12 protein-coding genes are annotated in these 16,281 nt (G+C 63.2%); 9 read left to right on the plus strand and 3 right to left on the minus strand.

Annotated features, from left to right (window positions below):
* Positions 1-6: 6 nt before the first annotated feature.
* From rseP to lpxB, 7 genes are all read left to right on the plus strand, one after another.
* Positions 7-1,149, plus strand: coding sequence for an RIP metalloprotease RseP (gene rseP, locus LB520_RS03985; protein ID WP_095765361.1), 1,143 nt, complete (start codon positions 7-9; stop codon positions 1,147-1,149).
* A 218-nt stretch (positions 1,150-1,367) separates the two neighbouring features.
* Entirely contained in the window at positions 1,368-3,731 is a 2,364-nt protein-coding gene (gene bamA, locus LB520_RS03990) for an outer membrane protein assembly factor BamA (protein ID WP_224528734.1), read from the plus strand.
* Between the two features lie 78 nt (positions 3,732-3,809).
* Positions 3,810-4,865, plus strand: a complete 1,056-nt coding sequence (gene lpxD / locus LB520_RS03995) for a UDP-3-O-(3-hydroxymyristoyl)glucosamine N-acyltransferase (protein ID WP_224605821.1) — start codon at positions 3,810-3,812, stop codon at positions 4,863-4,865.
* A complete protein-coding gene (fabZ, locus tag LB520_RS04000) occupies positions 4,858-5,319 on the plus strand; it encodes a 3-hydroxyacyl-ACP dehydratase FabZ (protein ID WP_224636501.1) in 462 nt (153 codons plus the stop codon). Before lpxD ends, fabZ begins: the two co-directional genes overlap by 8 nt.
* A 15-nt stretch (positions 5,320-5,334) precedes the next feature.
* The gene (lpxA, locus tag LB520_RS04005) at positions 5,335-6,171 is read left to right on the plus strand and encodes an acyl-ACP--UDP-N-acetylglucosamine O-acyltransferase (protein WP_224636502.1); all 837 of its coding nucleotides are present in this window, start codon (positions 5,335-5,337) and stop codon (positions 6,169-6,171) included.
* Complete coding sequence (locus LB520_RS04010; RefSeq protein ID WP_224636503.1) at positions 6,158-7,075, plus strand: LpxI family protein; 918 nt, start codon at positions 6,158-6,160, stop codon at positions 7,073-7,075. The genes lpxA and LB520_RS04010 overlap by 14 nt, the downstream gene beginning before the upstream one ends.
* Positions 7,065-8,246 carry a lipid-A-disaccharide synthase gene (gene lpxB, locus LB520_RS04015; RefSeq protein ID WP_224636504.1) on the plus strand — a complete coding sequence of 394 codons (1,182 nt, stop codon included), beginning with the start codon at positions 7,065-7,067 and terminating at the stop codon, positions 8,244-8,246. Before LB520_RS04010 ends, lpxB begins: the two co-directional genes overlap by 11 nt.
* Before the next feature lie 74 nt (positions 8,247-8,320).
* Here lpxB and gltA read toward each other — a convergent pair whose 3' ends face one another.
* Together gltA and gltX are read right to left on the minus strand one after the other, a co-directional pair.
* Positions 8,321-9,649, minus strand: coding sequence for a citrate synthase (gene gltA, locus LB520_RS04020; protein ID WP_140546402.1), 1,329 nt, complete (start codon positions 9,647-9,649; stop codon positions 8,321-8,323).
* 178 nt (positions 9,650-9,827) lie between these two features.
* Positions 9,828-11,252, minus strand: a complete 1,425-nt coding sequence (gene gltX / locus LB520_RS04025; protein WP_224636505.1) for a glutamate--tRNA ligase — start codon at positions 11,250-11,252, stop codon at positions 9,828-9,830.
* Positions 11,253-11,354: 102 nt separating this feature from the next.
* Here gltX and LB520_RS04030 point away from each other — a divergent pair, with 102 nt between their 5' ends.
* On the plus strand, positions 11,355-13,820 hold the full coding sequence (locus LB520_RS04030; protein WP_224636507.1) for a ComEC/Rec2 family competence protein: 2,466 nt from the start codon (positions 11,355-11,357) through the stop codon (positions 13,818-13,820).
* A 36-nt stretch (positions 13,821-13,856) separates the two neighbouring features.
* On the opposite strand, the gene lexA is transcribed toward LB520_RS04030, so the two are convergent.
* Positions 13,857-14,591 (minus strand): transcriptional repressor LexA, encoded by a 735-nt coding sequence (lexA, locus tag LB520_RS04035; protein ID WP_224636509.1) that lies wholly within the window; start codon positions 14,589-14,591, stop codon positions 13,857-13,859.
* A 432-nt stretch (positions 14,592-15,023) separates the two neighbouring features.
* Between lexA and kynU the strand changes: the two genes are divergently transcribed.
* On the plus strand, positions 15,024-16,271 hold the full coding sequence (gene kynU, locus LB520_RS04040) for a kynureninase (protein ID WP_224636510.1): 1,248 nt from the start codon (positions 15,024-15,026) through the stop codon (positions 16,269-16,271).
* The last annotated feature ends 10 nt before the right edge of the window (positions 16,272-16,281 follow it).

The raw sequence follows: 16,281 nt of genomic DNA on the forward strand, positions 1-16,281 counted from the left end.
CATGACTTGAACGACATCTTTCACGCGGTTTTCAGTACACAAGGCTTCGTCCTTGGCACGCTCGTGCCGTTTTTGTTCGTGCTGACCGTCGTCGTGTTCGTCCACGAGATGGGCCACTATCTGATCGGCCGCTGGTGCGGCATCGGCGTGAAGGCTTTTTCCATCGGCTTCGGCCCCGAGCTCTTCGGTTTTTACGACCGCCGCGGCACGCGCTGGAAGCTTTGCGCCATTCCGCTTGGCGGCTACGTCAAATTCGTCGGCGACATGAATGCGACTTCGAGCCAGCCGAGCACGGAGGAGATCGAATCGCTGACAGAGGCTGAGCGCGAGGTCGCCTTCCACACCCAACCGATCTGGAAGCGCGCTGCTACCGTCGTTGCCGGGCCGCTATTCAATTTCCTGCTGACGATCGCCGTGTTTGCGGTGCTGTTTTCCCTCTATGGCCGTCCGGTCCTGGAGCCGATGGTGGCCGAGGTGACCGCCGGCAGCCCGGCGGAAAAAGCCGGAATCCAGCCAGGCGACCGATTCGTCAAAGTCGATGGCAGCAAGGTAGAGACCTTCGCCGACGTGCAGCGGCTGGTTTCAGGCCGGGCTGGCGACGCCATCACCTTCACCATGCTGCGCGACGGCAAGGAAATCGACGTTACGGCCGCGCCGGAGCCCATGGAGCAGCAGGATGCACTGGGCAACAAGGTCAAGGTCGCGGTCATCGGCGTCGTCAACAACGCCGAACTCGGCCAGCCGCGCCTGATCTCCTACACGCCGGCCGGCGCCGTGGTGGCGGCGGTCGAGGAAACCGGGCACGTGATCGAGCGCACCGGCCAGTTCCTGCAGCGCTTTGCGCTTGGACGCGAGGACAAATGCCAGTTGGGCGGTCCGATCAAGATCGCGAAGATGTCGGGCCAGGCAGCCAAGCTCGGCTTCGAGTGGCTGGTGCAGCTTGTTGCATTTCTGTCAGTCGGAATAGGATTTCTCAATCTGCTGCCGATTCCCCCCCTCGACGGCGGCCACCTGTTGTTCTACGGCGTGGAGGCCGTCATCAGGCGGCCCGTCTCGGAGCGAACGATGGAGATGGCCTACCGGACCGGGTTGTTCCTGGTGCTCGGATTCATGGGCTTCGTATTTTGGAACGATCTGTTTGGATGCTGAAATCATGAAGAAATTTGGCTTCAGCTTCGGTCATATTGAGATGCCGTTTACCATGCGTGGGGATATGCGTGACGCGAAAGCCACGCGGTACGGTTAAGTAAATACAAATTAACCGGGAGCCTTGCGTGTAGGGAAAATCCGGTTAATACGGTAAGGGAAAATACCGCACGTCCGGTTTTCTCGCCGTGGGGACTACGAGAAAAAGGTACAAAAGCCCGATGAAGGCAGCATCCAAGTTTCTGAGCGCCGCTTCCGCGGCGGCTTTGTCCGCCGCTCTGGTCGTGCCAGGCGCGCTCGCAGTGCAGTTCGCCGCCACGTCGGTGGCCGAGGCCGCGGTCATCTCGCGTGTCGAGGTCAGCGGCAACCAGCGCGTCGATGCGGAAACCATCCGCAATTACATTTCGATCAAGCCGGGCAAGCCTTTCTCCAGCTCCGATATCGACGACGCCGTCAAGGCGCTATTCGGCACAGGTCTGTTCTCGGACGTTCAGATCAACCAGGTCGGTTCGAGCCTGGTCGTCAAGGTTTCCGAATACAAGGTCGTCAACCAGGTCCTGTTCCAGGGCAACAAGAAGATCAAGGACAACGCGCTTCAGATGGGTATCCAGCTGAAGCCGCGTGCAACCTTCTCGCAGCAGGCGCTGGACGCCGATGTCGAGGCGATCAAGACGGCTTACAAGCGCATTGGCCGCGACGACGCCGCGGTGACCACGCAGGTCATGGATCTCGGCGACAATCGCGTGAACGTTGTCTTCAACATCAACGAAGGCGGCCGCACCCAGATCGCGGCGATCAACTTCGTCGGCAACCACGCTTATTCCAGCCGCCGCCTGTCGGACGTCATCAACACCAAGCGCTCGTCCTGGCTGTCCTTCGTGCTGCGCGACGACGTCTATGACGAGGACAAGCTGCGCGCCGACCAGGAGCTGCTGCGCCGCTTCTACTACAATCACGGCTATGCCGACTTCCAGGTCGTCTCGGCCGTCGGCGAGCTTGACGACGCCACCAACAAATACACGGTCACCATCACCGTGCAGGAAGGCGATCGCTATACGTTCGGCGACGTCAGCGTGGAAAGCACTATCCCGGAAGTCGATTCGAAGTCGCTGGAATCGGCGGTCGAAACCCACAAGGGCGACGTCTACAATGCCAAGGACGTCGAGGATTCGATCGTCGCGTTGACCGAGAAGGTCGCGGGTTCGGGCTACGCCTTCGCCCAGGTGACGCCGCGCGGCGACCGCAATTTCGAGAACCACACCATTTCGGTTGTCTACACCATCGACCAGGGCACCAAGGCCTATGTCGAGCGCATCGAAATCCGCGGCAACGACCGCACGCGCGACTATGTCATCCGTCGCGAATTCGACGTCAGTGAAGGCGATGCCTTCAACCAGGTTCTCATCCAGCGCGCGAAGAAGCGGCTGGAAGCCCTTGATTATTTCCAGTCTGTCGACATTTCGACCGTCCCCGGCTCGGCGCCGGACCAGGTCGTGCTGGTGGTCACCGTGGTCGAGAAGTCGACCGGCGAATTCTCGATCGGCGCTGGTTATTCGACTGGCGGCGACACGCCCGGCCCGTCGATCGAAGGCTCGATCACCGAGCGTAACTTCCTCGGGCGCGGCCAGTACATCAAGCTGTCGGCCGGCGGCGGCAGGCATTCGCGCGACTATGCCATTTCGTTCACCGAGCCTTACTTCCTCGGCCGGCGTATTGCGGCGGGCTTCGATATTTACAAGTCCACCCGCGAATACGATCACTACGACACAGACACAACCGGCGCGACGATCCGCTTCGGCCTGCCGATCACCGACAACGTTTCGACGCAGCTGGCGTACAATATCTCGCAAGAGAAGTATTCGATTGCTGATAACTGTCTGACAGGCGGCGTGTATGTTCCTGGCAGCCCATGCACGATCTCTCCGGCCATTATTGAGGGTGTCGGCGAGAGCCCTTGGCTAAAGTCATCGGTCAGTTTGGGCTTGGTCTACAACACCATCGATGACATGAAGAACCCGCATGAGGGTCTCTACGTCACTGGTGTAACCGAAGTTGCTGGTCTCGGCGGCGATGCTAAGTGGGTCAAAGTGACCGGGCGTGCAAGCGTGTATCAGACGTTGTCGGAGCAGCTCGACCTTGTCGGCCTCGTTTCTGGCGGCGCAGGCTACATTGCGGGCTATGGCGACAACGGTCTGCGTATCTTCGACCAGTTCCAAAGCAACGATCGCATGATCCGCGGCTTTGAGTATGGCGGCATCGGCCCTGTGGATCCGCTCACGGGCGATCATCTCGGCGGCACGACCTATTTCAATGCGTCGGCCGAAGCGCAGTTCCCGCTGCCTGTCATTCCAGAAAGCTTCGGCTTGCGTGGTGCCGTGTTTGCCGATGCGGCAACGCTTTACGGAACCAAGATTACTTCGGTTGCGCAGGAATCGACGGACATGAAGCTACGCGCCTCGGTCGGTGTCGGCCTGATGTGGGCGTCGCCGTTCGGCCCGATCCGCATCGACTATGCGATCCCGGTCAAGAAAGAGTCGACCGACGACGTGCAGGAATTCAACTTCGGTATCGCGACCCGCTTCTAACTTTGTGGTTGCGATGGTTCCGGGCCGGATGACGGCCCGGAGTGGACCGATCCAACCCAGCTGGATATTACTTCTGGAATGACCGATCCGGTGTTCTTCGCGCCTTCACGCCGGTACACGGCTGGCGAGGTCGCGAATCTGACCGGCGCCAGCCTGTTCGATTCCGATCAGGCCGAAATTGCCATCGAGGCGCTGGCTCCCGCCAACGAGGGTGGCAACGGCGCGCTCGTCTTTGTCGACGGCAAGCGCAATTTCGCCTTGATGCCGTCGCTCAGGGCGGCCGCGGTGCTATGCCCCGCCGATTTCGCCAGCAAGGCGCCGCCGGGCATTGCGGTGCTCATGCATCCACGCCCGCAGCAAGCTTTCGCGATGGTCGGGCGCCTGTTGTTTCCGCAGGCTGCGACTCCGGGACCATTGACCGGAGAAACCGGCATATCGCCCCATGCGTTTATCGATCCATCCGCGCATATCGAGGACAGGGCGATCGTAGAGGCGGGCGCCGTGATCGGTCCCGGCGTATCCATCGGCAGCGGCACGGTCGTTGCGCCCCACGCCGTTGTCGGCCGTTCCTGCCAGATCGGCCGCGACGGCTTCATCGGCCCTGGCGTCAGCATTCAATATGCGCTTATCGGCAACCGCGTCATCATCCATGGCGGCGCCAGGATCGGCCAGGACGGTTTCGGCTTCGTTGGCGGCGCCAAAGGGCCTGAACGCGTGCCGCAGATCGGCCGCGTCATCATCCAGGACGATGTCGAGGTGGGCTCCAATTCGACCATCGACCGCGGCGCCATGTCCGACACCGTCATCGGCCAGGGCACCAAGATCGACAATCTGGTGCAGATCGCCCACAATGTTCGCATCGGCCGCAATTGCATTATAGCCGGGCTTTCGGGTATTTCCGGTTCCGTCGTCGTCGGCGACAATGTCACCATGGGCGGCGGTGTCGGCCTCGCCGATCATCTGACCATCGGGCCAGGAGCCAAGCTTGCTGCGAGAAGTGGATTCATGAACAACGTGCCGGCAGGCGAGGTCTGGGGAGGTTACCCGGCGCAACCCATGGCGGAAGCCATGCGCGAGATAGCGATGCTGCGCAGGATGGCCAGGACGCGCAAGCAAGGCGACGGAAATGGCTGATACGGTGGCAACTTCACTCGACGCGGTCGACATCATAGGGCTTATGAAGCTCCTGCCGCACCGCTATCCGTTCCTGCTGATCGATCGCATCGTCGACATAGACGGCGACGAGTCCGCCGTCGGCATCAAGAACGTGACCATCAACGAGCCGCATTTCCAGGGCCACTTTCCCCAGCAGCCGGTCATGCCCGGCGTGCTCATCATCGAGGCCATGGCCCAGACCGCGGGCGCGATCTGCATTCGCAGCCTCAACACCGAGAAGCCGTCGCTGGTTTATTTCATGACCATCGACAACGCGAAATTCCGCAAGCCGGTCGTTCCGGGCGATCAGCTCAGGATCCATGTCAAAAAAATCAAGAAACGCGGCAACCTGCTTAAATTCGCCTGCGAGGCGATGGTTGACGGCGCGAAAGCCGCCGAAGCCGAGGTTTCGGCCATGATGGTTACCGGCTGACGGTTCGAAATGCTCATGAAAGTCGCGACATTCATTCATCCTTCCTCGATCGTCGAAGAAGGAGCCAAGCTCGGCGAAGGCGTCCGCATCGGACCCTTCTGCCATGTCAGCGCCGATTCGATCCTCGGCGACCGCGTCGAACTGGTCAGCCATGTGTCGGTGATGGGCGCCACGTCCATCGGGGCCGGGACAAAGGTCTATCCAATGGCGACGCTAGGCGCGCCGCCGCAAAACACCAAGCACAAGGGCGGTCGCACCACTCTGGTCATCGGAGCGAACTGCACGATTCGTGAAGGCGTCACAATGCATGTCGGCACCGACACCAGCCGTGGCGAGACGACTGTGGGCGACAACGGCAACTTCCTCGCCTACGCCCACATCGCCCATGATTGCGTCGTCGGCAAGTATGCCACCTTCGCCAATGGCGCGACGCTGGGCGGACATTGCGAGATCGGCGACAACGTCTATATCGGCGGCCTGACCGCCGTTCATCAATTCGTGCGCCTCGGCGACAATGTTTTCATCGGCGGCTGCGCGGCGGTCGTTGGCGACGTCATTCCTTATGCCATCGCCGCCGGCAACCGCGCCAAGCTGCGTGGCCTGAACATCATCGGGCTCAAGCGCTCCGGCCTGCCGCGTTCCGAAATCTACCTGCTGCGCAAGGCTTATAGGACGATCTTCGATCGTTCCCGCACCGTCGGTGAGAATGTGGAGCTCGCGAAGGCCGAGTTCGCCGGGTCGCCAACGGCCATGAAGATCATCGATTTCATCACAAGTCGCGGCAAACGGCACTTTGCCGTCCCATCGCTCAAGGGCGACGGCGACGATGACAGCGGCGATGACGAGGGCTGAGCCTGCCAAGGCAGGGCTCGTACTCGCGCCAGGCTCCAGGGTCGGCATCATCGCCGGTGGGGGCAGCCTGCCCGTCGAAGTTGCCGACGGCCTGGTCAAGCAAGGTTTTGTGCCCTTCGTGATCATCGCCGAGGGTGAGGTCGACCGCGAGGCGGACTTTTCCGCCTACGAGCGGCAGACACTGGCACTGGAAGATATCGGCCTGCTGCTTCCTTTGTTGAAGCGCAATGAGATCACGCATCTCGTTCTTGCCGGCGAAATCAAGCGCAGGCCGCGTTTGAGCAAGATTCGACCGACATTTGGTTTGCTGGCCATAATACCTTCCGTGATCAGAGCGCTGAGACGCGGCGACGACGGCTTGCTGAAGGTGTTGACCCGAAGCCTTGAAGATCGGGGCATTGCGGTGGTCGGCGCGCATGAGGTCGTTCCTGAACTGACGGCCGGCGAAGGCACGTTGACGGCGGCTCGTCCAAACCAATCCGACTGGCGCGACATCAAAGCCGGGCGCGCCGCCGCCAAAGCCATTGGCGCGCTCGATATCGGCCAGGCGGCGATTGCGATAGGAGGTCGAGCCATCGCGCTGGAAGGCATCGAGGGCACTGCCGGCCTGCTCGACAGAACGCGGGAATTGCGCAGCCACGGCAGGCTGGCCGGCAAGGCGCGCGGCGTACTGGTCAAATGCGCCAAGCCTGGGCAGGAGCTGCGCGCCGACTTGCCCTCCATCGGCCCGCAGACGATCGAAGCCGCACACGCCGCCGGGCTGGCCGGCATTGCGCTGGAAGCCGGCCACGCCCTGATTCTCGAAGGTCCGGAAACGCTGGCGCGCGCCAATGCTCTCGGCCTGTTCATCGTCGGCCTACCCGCCATGGAGGCGGCCAACAGGGAGCCGGCTAATGGTCGCTGACAAGCCGCTCAAGCTCGCGATCGTCGCCGGCGAGGAATCCGGCGATCTGCTTGGCGCCGACATCGTGCGGGCGCTCGAACGCACGACCGGCCGCAAGGTGCAGCTCGTCGGCATTGGCGGCCGCCACCTGCAGCAACTGGGGCTGACCCCGCTCTTCGATGGCGGCGAGATCGCGCTGATGGGCTTCAGCGCGGTGCTGCGCGACCTGCCGCGGCTGATGCGCCGCATCAGCCAGACGGCGGCGATGATCGCGGCCGAGCGGCCCGATTGCCTGATCACCATCGACAGTCCGGACTTTTCGCTGCGTGTCGCAAAGAAGGTCCGCGCAACGGCACCGGCCATTCCGATCGTCCATTATGTCTGCCCGAGCGTATGGGCCTGGCGGCCGGGCAGGGCGGTGGCGATGAAGCCCTATGTCGATCACATCCTCTGTATCCTGCCGTTCGAGGTGAAGGCGCTCGCTCGTCTTGGCGGACCGCCGGGCACTTATGTCGGCCACCGGTTGACGCAGGATCCGGGCGTGCTTGGCGCCGCCAAGGCGCAGAGCCAGCCGCGCGATCTCGCCGACGACCGCATCAAGACGGTGCTGGTGCTGCCCGGCTCGCGCCGTGGCGAGGTGCGGCGGCTGATCGAGCCCTTCGGCAAGGCGATGTCGGCGCTGCGCCAGCGCGGCCACCGCCTGCGCTTGCTGTTGCCGACGGTGCCGCATGTCGCCGAGCTGGTGAAGGCCTCGATCGCGAGTTGGGACGACAAGCCGGAAATCATCACCGAGCCGGAGCGCAAATGGCAGGCCTTCGGCAAGGCCGATGCAGCGTTGATCGCCTCTGGGACGGTTTCGCTGGAACTGGCGCTCGCGGGCGTTCCGATGGTTTCCTGCTACAAGCTCGACCCGATCGCGCGCCAGCTTCTGCAGCATTTGGTGACGACGTGGTCGGCGCTGCTGCCCAATTTGATATCCGACCGCGCGCTGGTGCCGGAATTCTACGATCAGTATGTCCGGCCGGAGAACCTGGCGCGGCAGCTGGAAGCCCTGTTTGCCGACACCGGCATGCGCGCCTGGCAAAAGGCGGGCTTTGCCGAGATTGCCCGGCGCATGGCGACCGAGCGACCCTCGGGCGAGATCGCCGCCGAGGTGGTGATGGGGTGCATAAAGAGAGCGAATAGGGAGTAGCGAATAGCGAATAGGGTTGTGTCGGCTTTGCCGCTTTCCCCCATTCGCTACTCGCTATTTCGCTATTCGCTCAATTACCTTTTGGCAATCGGCACGTAATCGCGTTCCGTAGCGCCGGTGTAGAGCTGGCGCGGGCGGCCGATCTTCTGGTGCGGATCCTCGATCATTTCCTTCCACTGCGCGATCCAGCCGACGGTGCGGGCGACCGCGAACAGCACGGTGAACATGGTGGTGGGGAAGCCCAGCGCCTTCAGCGTGATGCCGGAATAGAAGTCGACATTCGGGTAGAGCTTCTTTTCGATGAAATACTCGTCGGTCAGCGCGATCTTTTCCAGCTCCATCGCGATGTCGAGCAGAGGATCGTCCTTGATGCCGAGCTCGCCCAGCACCTCATGCGCGGTCTTCTGCATGATCTTGGCGCGCGGATCATAGTTCTTGTAGACGCGGTGCCCGAAGCCCATCAGCCGGAACGGGTCGTTCTTGTCCTTGGCGCGGGCGATGAACTCGGGGATGTGATCGACATGGCCGATCTCGCCCAGCATGTTGAGGGCCGCTTCGTTGGCGCCGCCATGCGCCGGACCCCACAGGCAGGCGATGCCGGCGGCGATGCAGGCGAACGGGTTGGCGCCCGACGAGCCGGCCAGGCGCACGGTCGAGGTCGAAGCGTTCTGCTCGTGGTCGGCGTGCAGGATGAAGATGCGGTCCATGGCGCGCGCCAGCACCGGATTGATCTTGTATTCCTCGCACGGCACGGCAAAGCACATGTGCAGGAAGTTGGCCGCGAAGCCGAGATCGTTCTTCGGGTAAATGAAGGGTTGGCCAATATGGTACTTATAGGCCATCGCCGCGATCGTCGGCATCTTGGCGATCAGGCGCATCGAGGCGACCATGCGCTGATAGGGGTCCGAGATGTCGGTCGAGTCGTGATAGAAGGCCGACAGCGCGCCGACCACGCCGCACATCACCGCCATCGGATGCGCGTCGCGGCGGAAGCCGGTGAAGAAGCGCGACATCTGCTCATGCACCATCGTGTGGCGCGTCACGCGATAATCGAAGTCGTCCTTCTGCGCCTTGGTCGGCAACTCGCCGTAGAGCAGCAGATAGCAGACCTCGAGGAAGTCGCCGTGCTCGGCGAGCTGATCGATCGGGAAGCCGCGATGCAGCAGGATGCCGGCATCGCCGTCGATGAAGGTGATCCCCGATTCGCAGCTTGCGGTTGAGGTGAAGCCGGGATCGTAGGTGAAGGCGCCGGTGGTGCTGTAGAGCGAGCCGATGTCGATGACGTCGGGCCCGACCGTCCCGCTTCGCACCTTCAATTCGTGCGTCTTGCCGGCGAGCTCGAGCCTGGCGGCCGACTCGCGCGTTTTGCTGCCCGGTTCCGGTTTTGTCGCAGCTTCGCTCATTCTCAACTCCTTTTGTTCCTCATGCCGGCAAGGCAATTCCTGCAAACGACACGTCGAAGTCACCGGAATGCGCGAACTCGCCACCGCATTTTAGGAGGTGCGTGCCAGATTGGGCCAAGCCCAATGTTGCACTGCGAAACACACCTTTCAATGCCAATCTTCTTGGGCCAGCTCGCTCCTAATCGATTTGATCTCCAATGCGCGCAAGGCTTTCCTCGCGGCCCAGCACGGCAAGCACGTCGAACACGCCTGGCGAGGTGCTGCGGCCGGTCAATGCGGCTCTCAGGGGCTGCGCTACGGCGCCCAGCTTGTACCCGCCGGCCTGCGCGAAGTCGCGGATCGAAGCCTCGGCCGAGGCGGCGTTCCAGTCGCCCTGAACAGAAGACAATGCGCTATGCGCGCCGCGCAGAATCGCGCGCGCATCCGCGTTGAGCAAGCCCGCCGCCTTCTCGTCCAACGGCAACGGCCGCTCGACGAACAGGAACGCCGCGCCGTCGACCAGTTCCAAAAGAGTTTTCGCCCGCTCCTTGAGGCCGGGCATGGCGGCAAGCAGTTGCGCCTTGCGCCTGTCATCGAGCTTTGCCGCGAGCGCCGGGCCGCCTTCGAGATAAGGCAAGGTGGCGACGAAGATGTCGAACAGCGCCCGGTCGTCCATCTTGCGCATATGGACGCCGTTCAGCGCCTCGAGCTTGGCGAAGTCGAAGCGGGCCGCGCCCTTGTTGACGTCGCCGATGTCGAACCAGGCGATCATGTCCTTAATCGACATCACCTCGTCGTCGCCATGGCTCCAGCCGAGCCTGGCCAGATAGTTGAGCAGAGCCTCGGGCAGGTAGCCCATGGCGCGATATGCCTCGACGCCGAGCGCGCCGTGCCGCTTCGACAGCTTGGCGCCGTCGGCGCCGTGGATCAGCGGGATGTGCGACATCGACGGCACATCCCAGCCCATGGCGTTGTAGATCACCGTCTGGCGCGCGGCATTGGTCAGGTGATCGTCGCCGCGGATGATGTGGGTGACGCCCATGTCGTGATCGTCGACGACGACGGCATGCATGTAGGTCGGGACGCCATCGGAGCGCAGGATGATGAAGTCGTCGAGATCCTTGTTGGGGAAGCGCACCTCGCCCTGCACACGGTCGTTGACGATCGTCACGCCCTCGGTCGGCGCCTTGATGCGGATCGCGCCCTTGACGCCTGCCGGCGCCTCGGAGGGGCCGCGGTCGCGCCAATGGCCGTTGTAACGCGGCGGCAGGCCTTTGGCACGTGCGGCCTCGCGCATCGCCTCCAGTTCCGCCGGCGTCTCGTAGCTGTAATAGGCCTTGCCCATGCGCACGAGCTGCTCCGCCACCTCGCGGTGACGCGGCGCGCGCTCGAACTGCGAGACGGCGTCGCCATCCCAGGAGAGGCCAAGCCAGGTCAGCCCGTCGAGAATGGCAGCCGTGGCGGCTTCGGTGGAGCGCTCGCGATCGGTATCCTCGATGCGCAGTAGCATCGTGCCGCCAGTGTGCTTGGCATAGAGCCAGTTGAACAGCGCCGTGCGCGCCCCGCCGATATGCAGGTAACCTGTAGGCGAGGGGGCAAAACGGGTGACGACCTTGTCGGACATGGAACTCTCGAGGAAGCGCTGAAAAATGCATGTTTCGCGCAGACTTCCACGCGACCGGCGTTCATGTAGCATAGGCGGTCTGGGGCGCAAGGGGCAGACCCGATGGCTGGACGTGGCCGGGGCGCGGAGGAGAGCGGGGGAACGACAGCAGGCGTCAGCGAACGCCTGATGTTTGCTCATGCCGTGCCCGAAGAGGGAACGCCGCTTTCGCTTCCGGCGCCGCGTCCGCCAGCCGGGCTTCTGCCGACCGGCGGCGGCACGTTACCGCCAGCCTCGCCGACAGCCAACGACGGCCGGATCCGCAGACGGCTTGGCCGCGTTTCGCTTCCTGCTCTGCGCCGAAGCGTTGGCACGGCGGCCGCGACCGAGCTCGACCGTGGCGTCGGCTTTCTGCTGGTGCCGGTGTTCCTGGCAGCCGGCGTGATCTGTTACTTCTCGCTGAGCGCCGAGCCGGACCTCTACAGGCCGCTCGCGGCGGTCGCCCTGATGGCGGTCTGCGCGGCGGTCTCGCGTTCCCGGCACAGAACGCACCTTGTCTTCATGGCGGCGTTTTTCTGCGTCTTGGGCTTTCTCGCGGCCAAGGTGGAGACCTGGCGGATGGCGACCCCGATGCTGGGTTCCGAAATCCAGACACGGCTGACGGGCCGCCTCGTCACCGCCGAGGCGATGGCCAACGGCCGTGTCCGGCTCACCATAGATCTGATATCCACGGAGCGTCCGAAGCTGCGCTACGCGCCGGACCGCATCAGGCTGTCGGCGCGCAGGATCCCGTCCGGCATGTCGGCCGGGTCGATGCTGACCGGCTATGCCAAGCTGCTGCCGCCGACAGGTCCGGTTCGGCCTGACAGCTACGACTTTTCCTTCGACAGCTATTTTGCCGGCATCGGCGCCAGTGGCTTTTTCCTGGGCGATCCGAAACTTGTCGCGCCGACCCCGAGTGCGCCAACGGAGGTGCCGTTTGGCGCACGCGTGGCATCGGCCGTAGAAAACGGACGCGAGGGAATTGCCGACCACATCAGGAGCAGCATCGGCGGTTCCGAGGGCGAGATCGCGGCGGCGCTGATCGTCGGCGTTCGTGCCGGCATTCCGGACGAAATCAACGAGTCGATGCGGCGGACCGGCATCTACCACATCATTTCGATCTCGGGACTGCATATGGCGCTGGTCGCCGGCACGATCATGGTCCTGCTACGCGGCGCCTTCGCGCTGTTTCCGGATTTCTCGTCGCGCCGGCCGGTGAAGAAATATGCCGCTGGCATCGCGCTGGCGTCGATCGCCGCCTATCTCGTGATCTCCGGCATCGTGGTGGCGGCCGAGCGAAGCTTCATCATGCTTGGCGTGATGCTGGTCGCCGTGCTTTTCGACCGCGCAGCGCTGACCATGCGCAACCTGGCGATCTCTGCCATCGCCGTCATCCTGGTCTCGCCGCATGAAGTGGTCGGCCCGAGCTTCCAGATGTCCTTCGCCGCCACCGCCGCCCTGGTCGGCGCCTATGCCGGCTTTGCCGACTATCGCGCCGGCAAAACGACCGCGCCGCCGGCAAAGCGTTCGTTTCTCGGGTTCTTATCGCGAAAACTGGCGATTGGAGCGGGTGGCGCCGCCGTGACGTCGCTCATCGCGGGCAGCGCAACATTGTTGTTTGCCATCTGGCACTTCCAGCGGGTGTCGCCGCTCAGCCTGCTGGCCAATCTGGCGGTCATGCCGATCGTCTCATTGGTCGTCATGCCGTTCGCCGTGCTGAGCGCGCTGGCCATGCCCTTCGGCTTCGACGGTCCCTTCCTCTTTGTCATGGGCAAAGGCCTGACGGCGATGATCGCCATTTCGGCATGGATTTCCGAGCGCTCACCGGTCGACGCCGTGGGGCTGATCTCGATTCAGTCGGTGCTGCTGGCGACGGTCGCGCTGGTCATCGCGACCATGGCTACCACTTGGCTGAGGCTTGCCGCCGTACCTTTCGCGCTCGCTGCGCTGCTGGCCATTCCGCACGTCCGCACACCGGACGTGCTTATCTCGGAGGATGCGCATCTGGTGGCGATGCCGATCGGCGGCGGCGAGCTTGCCGTCAATCGCGAACGCTCCAACGAGTTCACCACCGACAATTGGAAACGGGCGCTGAAAGCCGAGGAAATCGTGCCGCCGGAAAGGTTCGCCAAAGATACGCTGGACATTGCCGATCCCGTCGACCTGCCGCCCGGCTCGCCCTTCTATTGCAGCGGCGATCTCTGCATCGGTCGGCATCCTTCCGGCGCGATCGTCGCGCTCGCCGAGACCCGCGACACCGCCCGGCCGGCCTGCGGCTTCGCCGACCTCATCGTCATCAACGACGCCACGGCCTATAACCCGTGCCGCGATCCGCGTGTGCTCGTCGTCACCAAGCGGCAGCTGGCGCGCGACGGCAGCGCCGCCGTTTTCTTCGATCCGCAATCGGCAACCGCGCGGCCAACCGTCCGCTACGCGGTCGTAGAACCATACCGACCCTGGCACGAGCAGCGGAAATACACGCGCGAGGCGAGGGGACTGGCGCCCTATAAGCAGCCGGAAAAACCAGCCGCCGCACCGGCCCAATAGATTGTCGTCCGGGCGAAGAAGGCCGGGCAGTTCTGCTCAGTAGCGGCGGATAAGTCCGACGAGCTTGCCCTGAACCTTGACCCGATCCGGTCCGAAGATCCGGGTCTCATAGGCCGGGTTGGCGGCCTCGAGCGCGATCGAGGCACCCTTGCGGCGGAAACGCTTAAGCGTCGCCTCCTCATCGTCGACCAGCGCCACCACGATCTCGCCCGGGCTTGCCGTGTTGGCATTGCGGATGATGACGGTGTCGCCATCGAAGATGCCGGCCTCGATCATCGAGTCGCCCTTGACCTCCAACGCGTAATGCTCGCCGCCCATGATCATGTCCGGCGGCACCGAGATCGAATGCGTCTGGTGCTGGATGGCGTCAATCGGCACGCCGGCGGCGATGCGGCCCATCACCGGAATGGATACGGCCGCCGCGGCCTCGTCGTCATTGCTTGGTCTCGGAGTGCGCGATGGCGTCGTCGGCTTGACCTGGCGACTGAGATTGCCTTGGCCGCCCTGGATGACGCTTGGCGAAAACTTCTTCGCGGCATTCAGGCCAGGCGCGATCGAGTCGGGCAGGCGCAGCACTTCCAGCGCGCGCGCCCGGTTCGGGAGCCGGCGAATGAAGCCGCGTTCTTCCAGCGCAGTGATCAGCCGATGGATGCCGGACTTGGAGGCAAGGTCGAGCGCCTCCTTCATCTCATCGAATGATGGAGGAATCCCGCTCTCCTTCAGGCGTTCATGGATGAACATCAGGAGTTCATGTTGTTTGCGCGTCAGCATCGGCGGCCCCCACGGGTTCTGAAACCAGAATCAGAAAAACAAACCCAGAACAAACACTATCTGTTCCAGTTGTGTTCCGCAACCGTTTAAAGTTTAGTGAATTTGTTAAGGCTGCCGAAACAATGTCGCATCCGGTGACGGCCGGCTGCCCCTCCTGGGGCAGCGGCATTGATTCCGCTCGATTTTGGAGTTCCCCTTAAGCTGAAATACAACCCGACACGATCACGAAGCAGTGGTTGGGATCACGTCGGCTCGTACCGTAAGCGCGTGGCACCGTGAACGAAACGAACCCAAAATGCCAACGTTGGCGAAGTTCCGATCCGCAGTCTTCGCCGTCTATGGACCAGCTAACATAGGACCAAAGGTTCTTGCCCTGTCGCCGACGGTGGTGAGACAACCCCCTTGGCCAGATCGAAATGGAGCGGCAGCACAATGAGGGGAATTCCTGATCTCGCCGAAGTCGAGGCGATGGATGCCGCGGATCCGCTGCGCGCCATGCGCGATCGCTTCGTCTTGCCGGAAGACGTCATATACCTCGACGGCAATTCGCTGGGCGCCGCTTCGATCGACGCCTTCAGCGAGATCGAGACTGCCGCGAGGCAGGAATGGGCGCGGGATCTCATCCGCGCCTGGAACACCGCCGGCTGGTTCGATATGCCCATCGAGCTGGGTGACCAGCTAGGACGGCTGATCGGCGCGAAACCCGGCCAGACGGTCGTTTGCGACACGACTTCGATCAACATCTACAAGGTCCTGCATGCGGCACTTGCAATGCGGCCCGAGCGTTCGGTGATCGTTGCCGAGGACGACAGCTTTCCGACCGACCTCTACATGGCGGAAGGCGTCGCATCGACGCGGCCCGGCACGGTGCTGCGGCTCGAAGGCGCAGATGCCCCGACGATTGAGGAACTGGTTGACGATCGCGTCGCGGTCATCCTGGTCAACCACGTCAACTACAAATCCGGCCGGCTGCGCGACATGGCGGCGCTCACCCGCAAGGCTCATGAAGCCGGCGCGCTGATCGTGTGGGACCTCTGCCACACGGCGGGTGCGCTGCCGGTTGATCTCGACGGCTCGAATGCCGATTTCGCCGTCGGCTGCACCTACAAGTATCTCAATGGCGGGCCGGGCTCGCCAGCCTTCATCTACGCCGCGAACCGCCACCACCGCGACATTCGCCAGCCACTCAGCGGCTGGTGGGGCCATGCCCGGCCTTTCGCGTTCGAGCAGGGCTACGCCGCGGGCACGGGCATCCGGCGGTTCCTGTGCGGAACGCAGCCGGTGCTGTCGATGCGCGCGCTGAAAGGCGCGCTGGATATCTGGAACGACGTCGACATGACGGCCGTGCGGAGAAAAAGCGTCGCGCTGACGGACCTGTTCATCCGGCTTGTCGAGGCCAGATGCGGCGGCTTCGGTCTTGAGCTGGAGAGCCCGCGCTCACGCGCCGAGCGCGGCAGCCAGGTGTCGTTCGCCCATCCGCATGGCTACCAGGTGATGCGTGCCTTGATCGAGCGCGGCGTGATCGGCGATTTCCGCGCGCCATCCACCATTCGTTTCGGCTTCACGCCGCTCTATGTCGGCTACCGCGATGTCTGGAATGCGGTCGAGGTGCTGCAGGACATCCTGCGCACTGGCATCTGGCAAGACGCGCGCTTTGCCATCAAAACAACCGTTACCTGACTTTCAATCG

It is taken from the genome of Mesorhizobium sp. CA12 (assembly GCF_020165255.1).
In the GTDB taxonomy this organism is placed as follows: domain Bacteria; phylum Pseudomonadota; class Alphaproteobacteria; order Rhizobiales; family Rhizobiaceae; genus Mesorhizobium.

Excerpts from the sequence above, each read along its gene's own strand:
- bamA (WP_224528734.1), top strand. The coding sequence starts at position 1,368 with ATGAAGGCAGCATCCAAGTTTCTGAGCGCCGCTTCCGCGGCGGCTTTG.
- lpxD (WP_224605821.1), top strand. The coding sequence starts at position 3,810 with ATGACCGATCCGGTGTTCTTCGCGCCTTCACGCCGGTACACGGCTGGC.
- fabZ (WP_224636501.1), top strand. The coding sequence starts at position 4,858 with ATGGCTGATACGGTGGCAACTTCACTCGACGCGGTCGACATCATAGGG.
- lpxA (WP_224636502.1), top strand. The coding sequence starts at position 5,335 with ATGAAAGTCGCGACATTCATTCATCCTTCCTCGATCGTCGAAGAAGGA.
- LB520_RS04010 (WP_224636503.1), top strand. The coding sequence starts at position 6,158 with ATGACGAGGGCTGAGCCTGCCAAGGCAGGGCTCGTACTCGCGCCAGGC.
- lpxB (WP_224636504.1), top strand. The coding sequence starts at position 7,065 with ATGGTCGCTGACAAGCCGCTCAAGCTCGCGATCGTCGCCGGCGAGGAA.
- gltA (WP_140546402.1), bottom strand. The coding sequence starts at position 9,649 with ATGAGCGAAGCTGCGACAAAACCGGAACCGGGCAGCAAAACGCGCGAG.
- gltX (WP_224636505.1), bottom strand. The coding sequence starts at position 11,252 with ATGTCCGACAAGGTCGTCACCCGTTTTGCCCCCTCGCCTACAGGTTAC.
- LB520_RS04030 (WP_224636507.1), top strand. The coding sequence starts at position 11,355 with ATGGCTGGACGTGGCCGGGGCGCGGAGGAGAGCGGGGGAACGACAGCA.
- lexA (WP_224636509.1), bottom strand. The coding sequence starts at position 14,591 with ATGCTGACGCGCAAACAACATGAACTCCTGATGTTCATCCATGAACGC.
- kynU (WP_224636510.1), top strand. The coding sequence starts at position 15,024 with ATGAGGGGAATTCCTGATCTCGCCGAAGTCGAGGCGATGGATGCCGCG.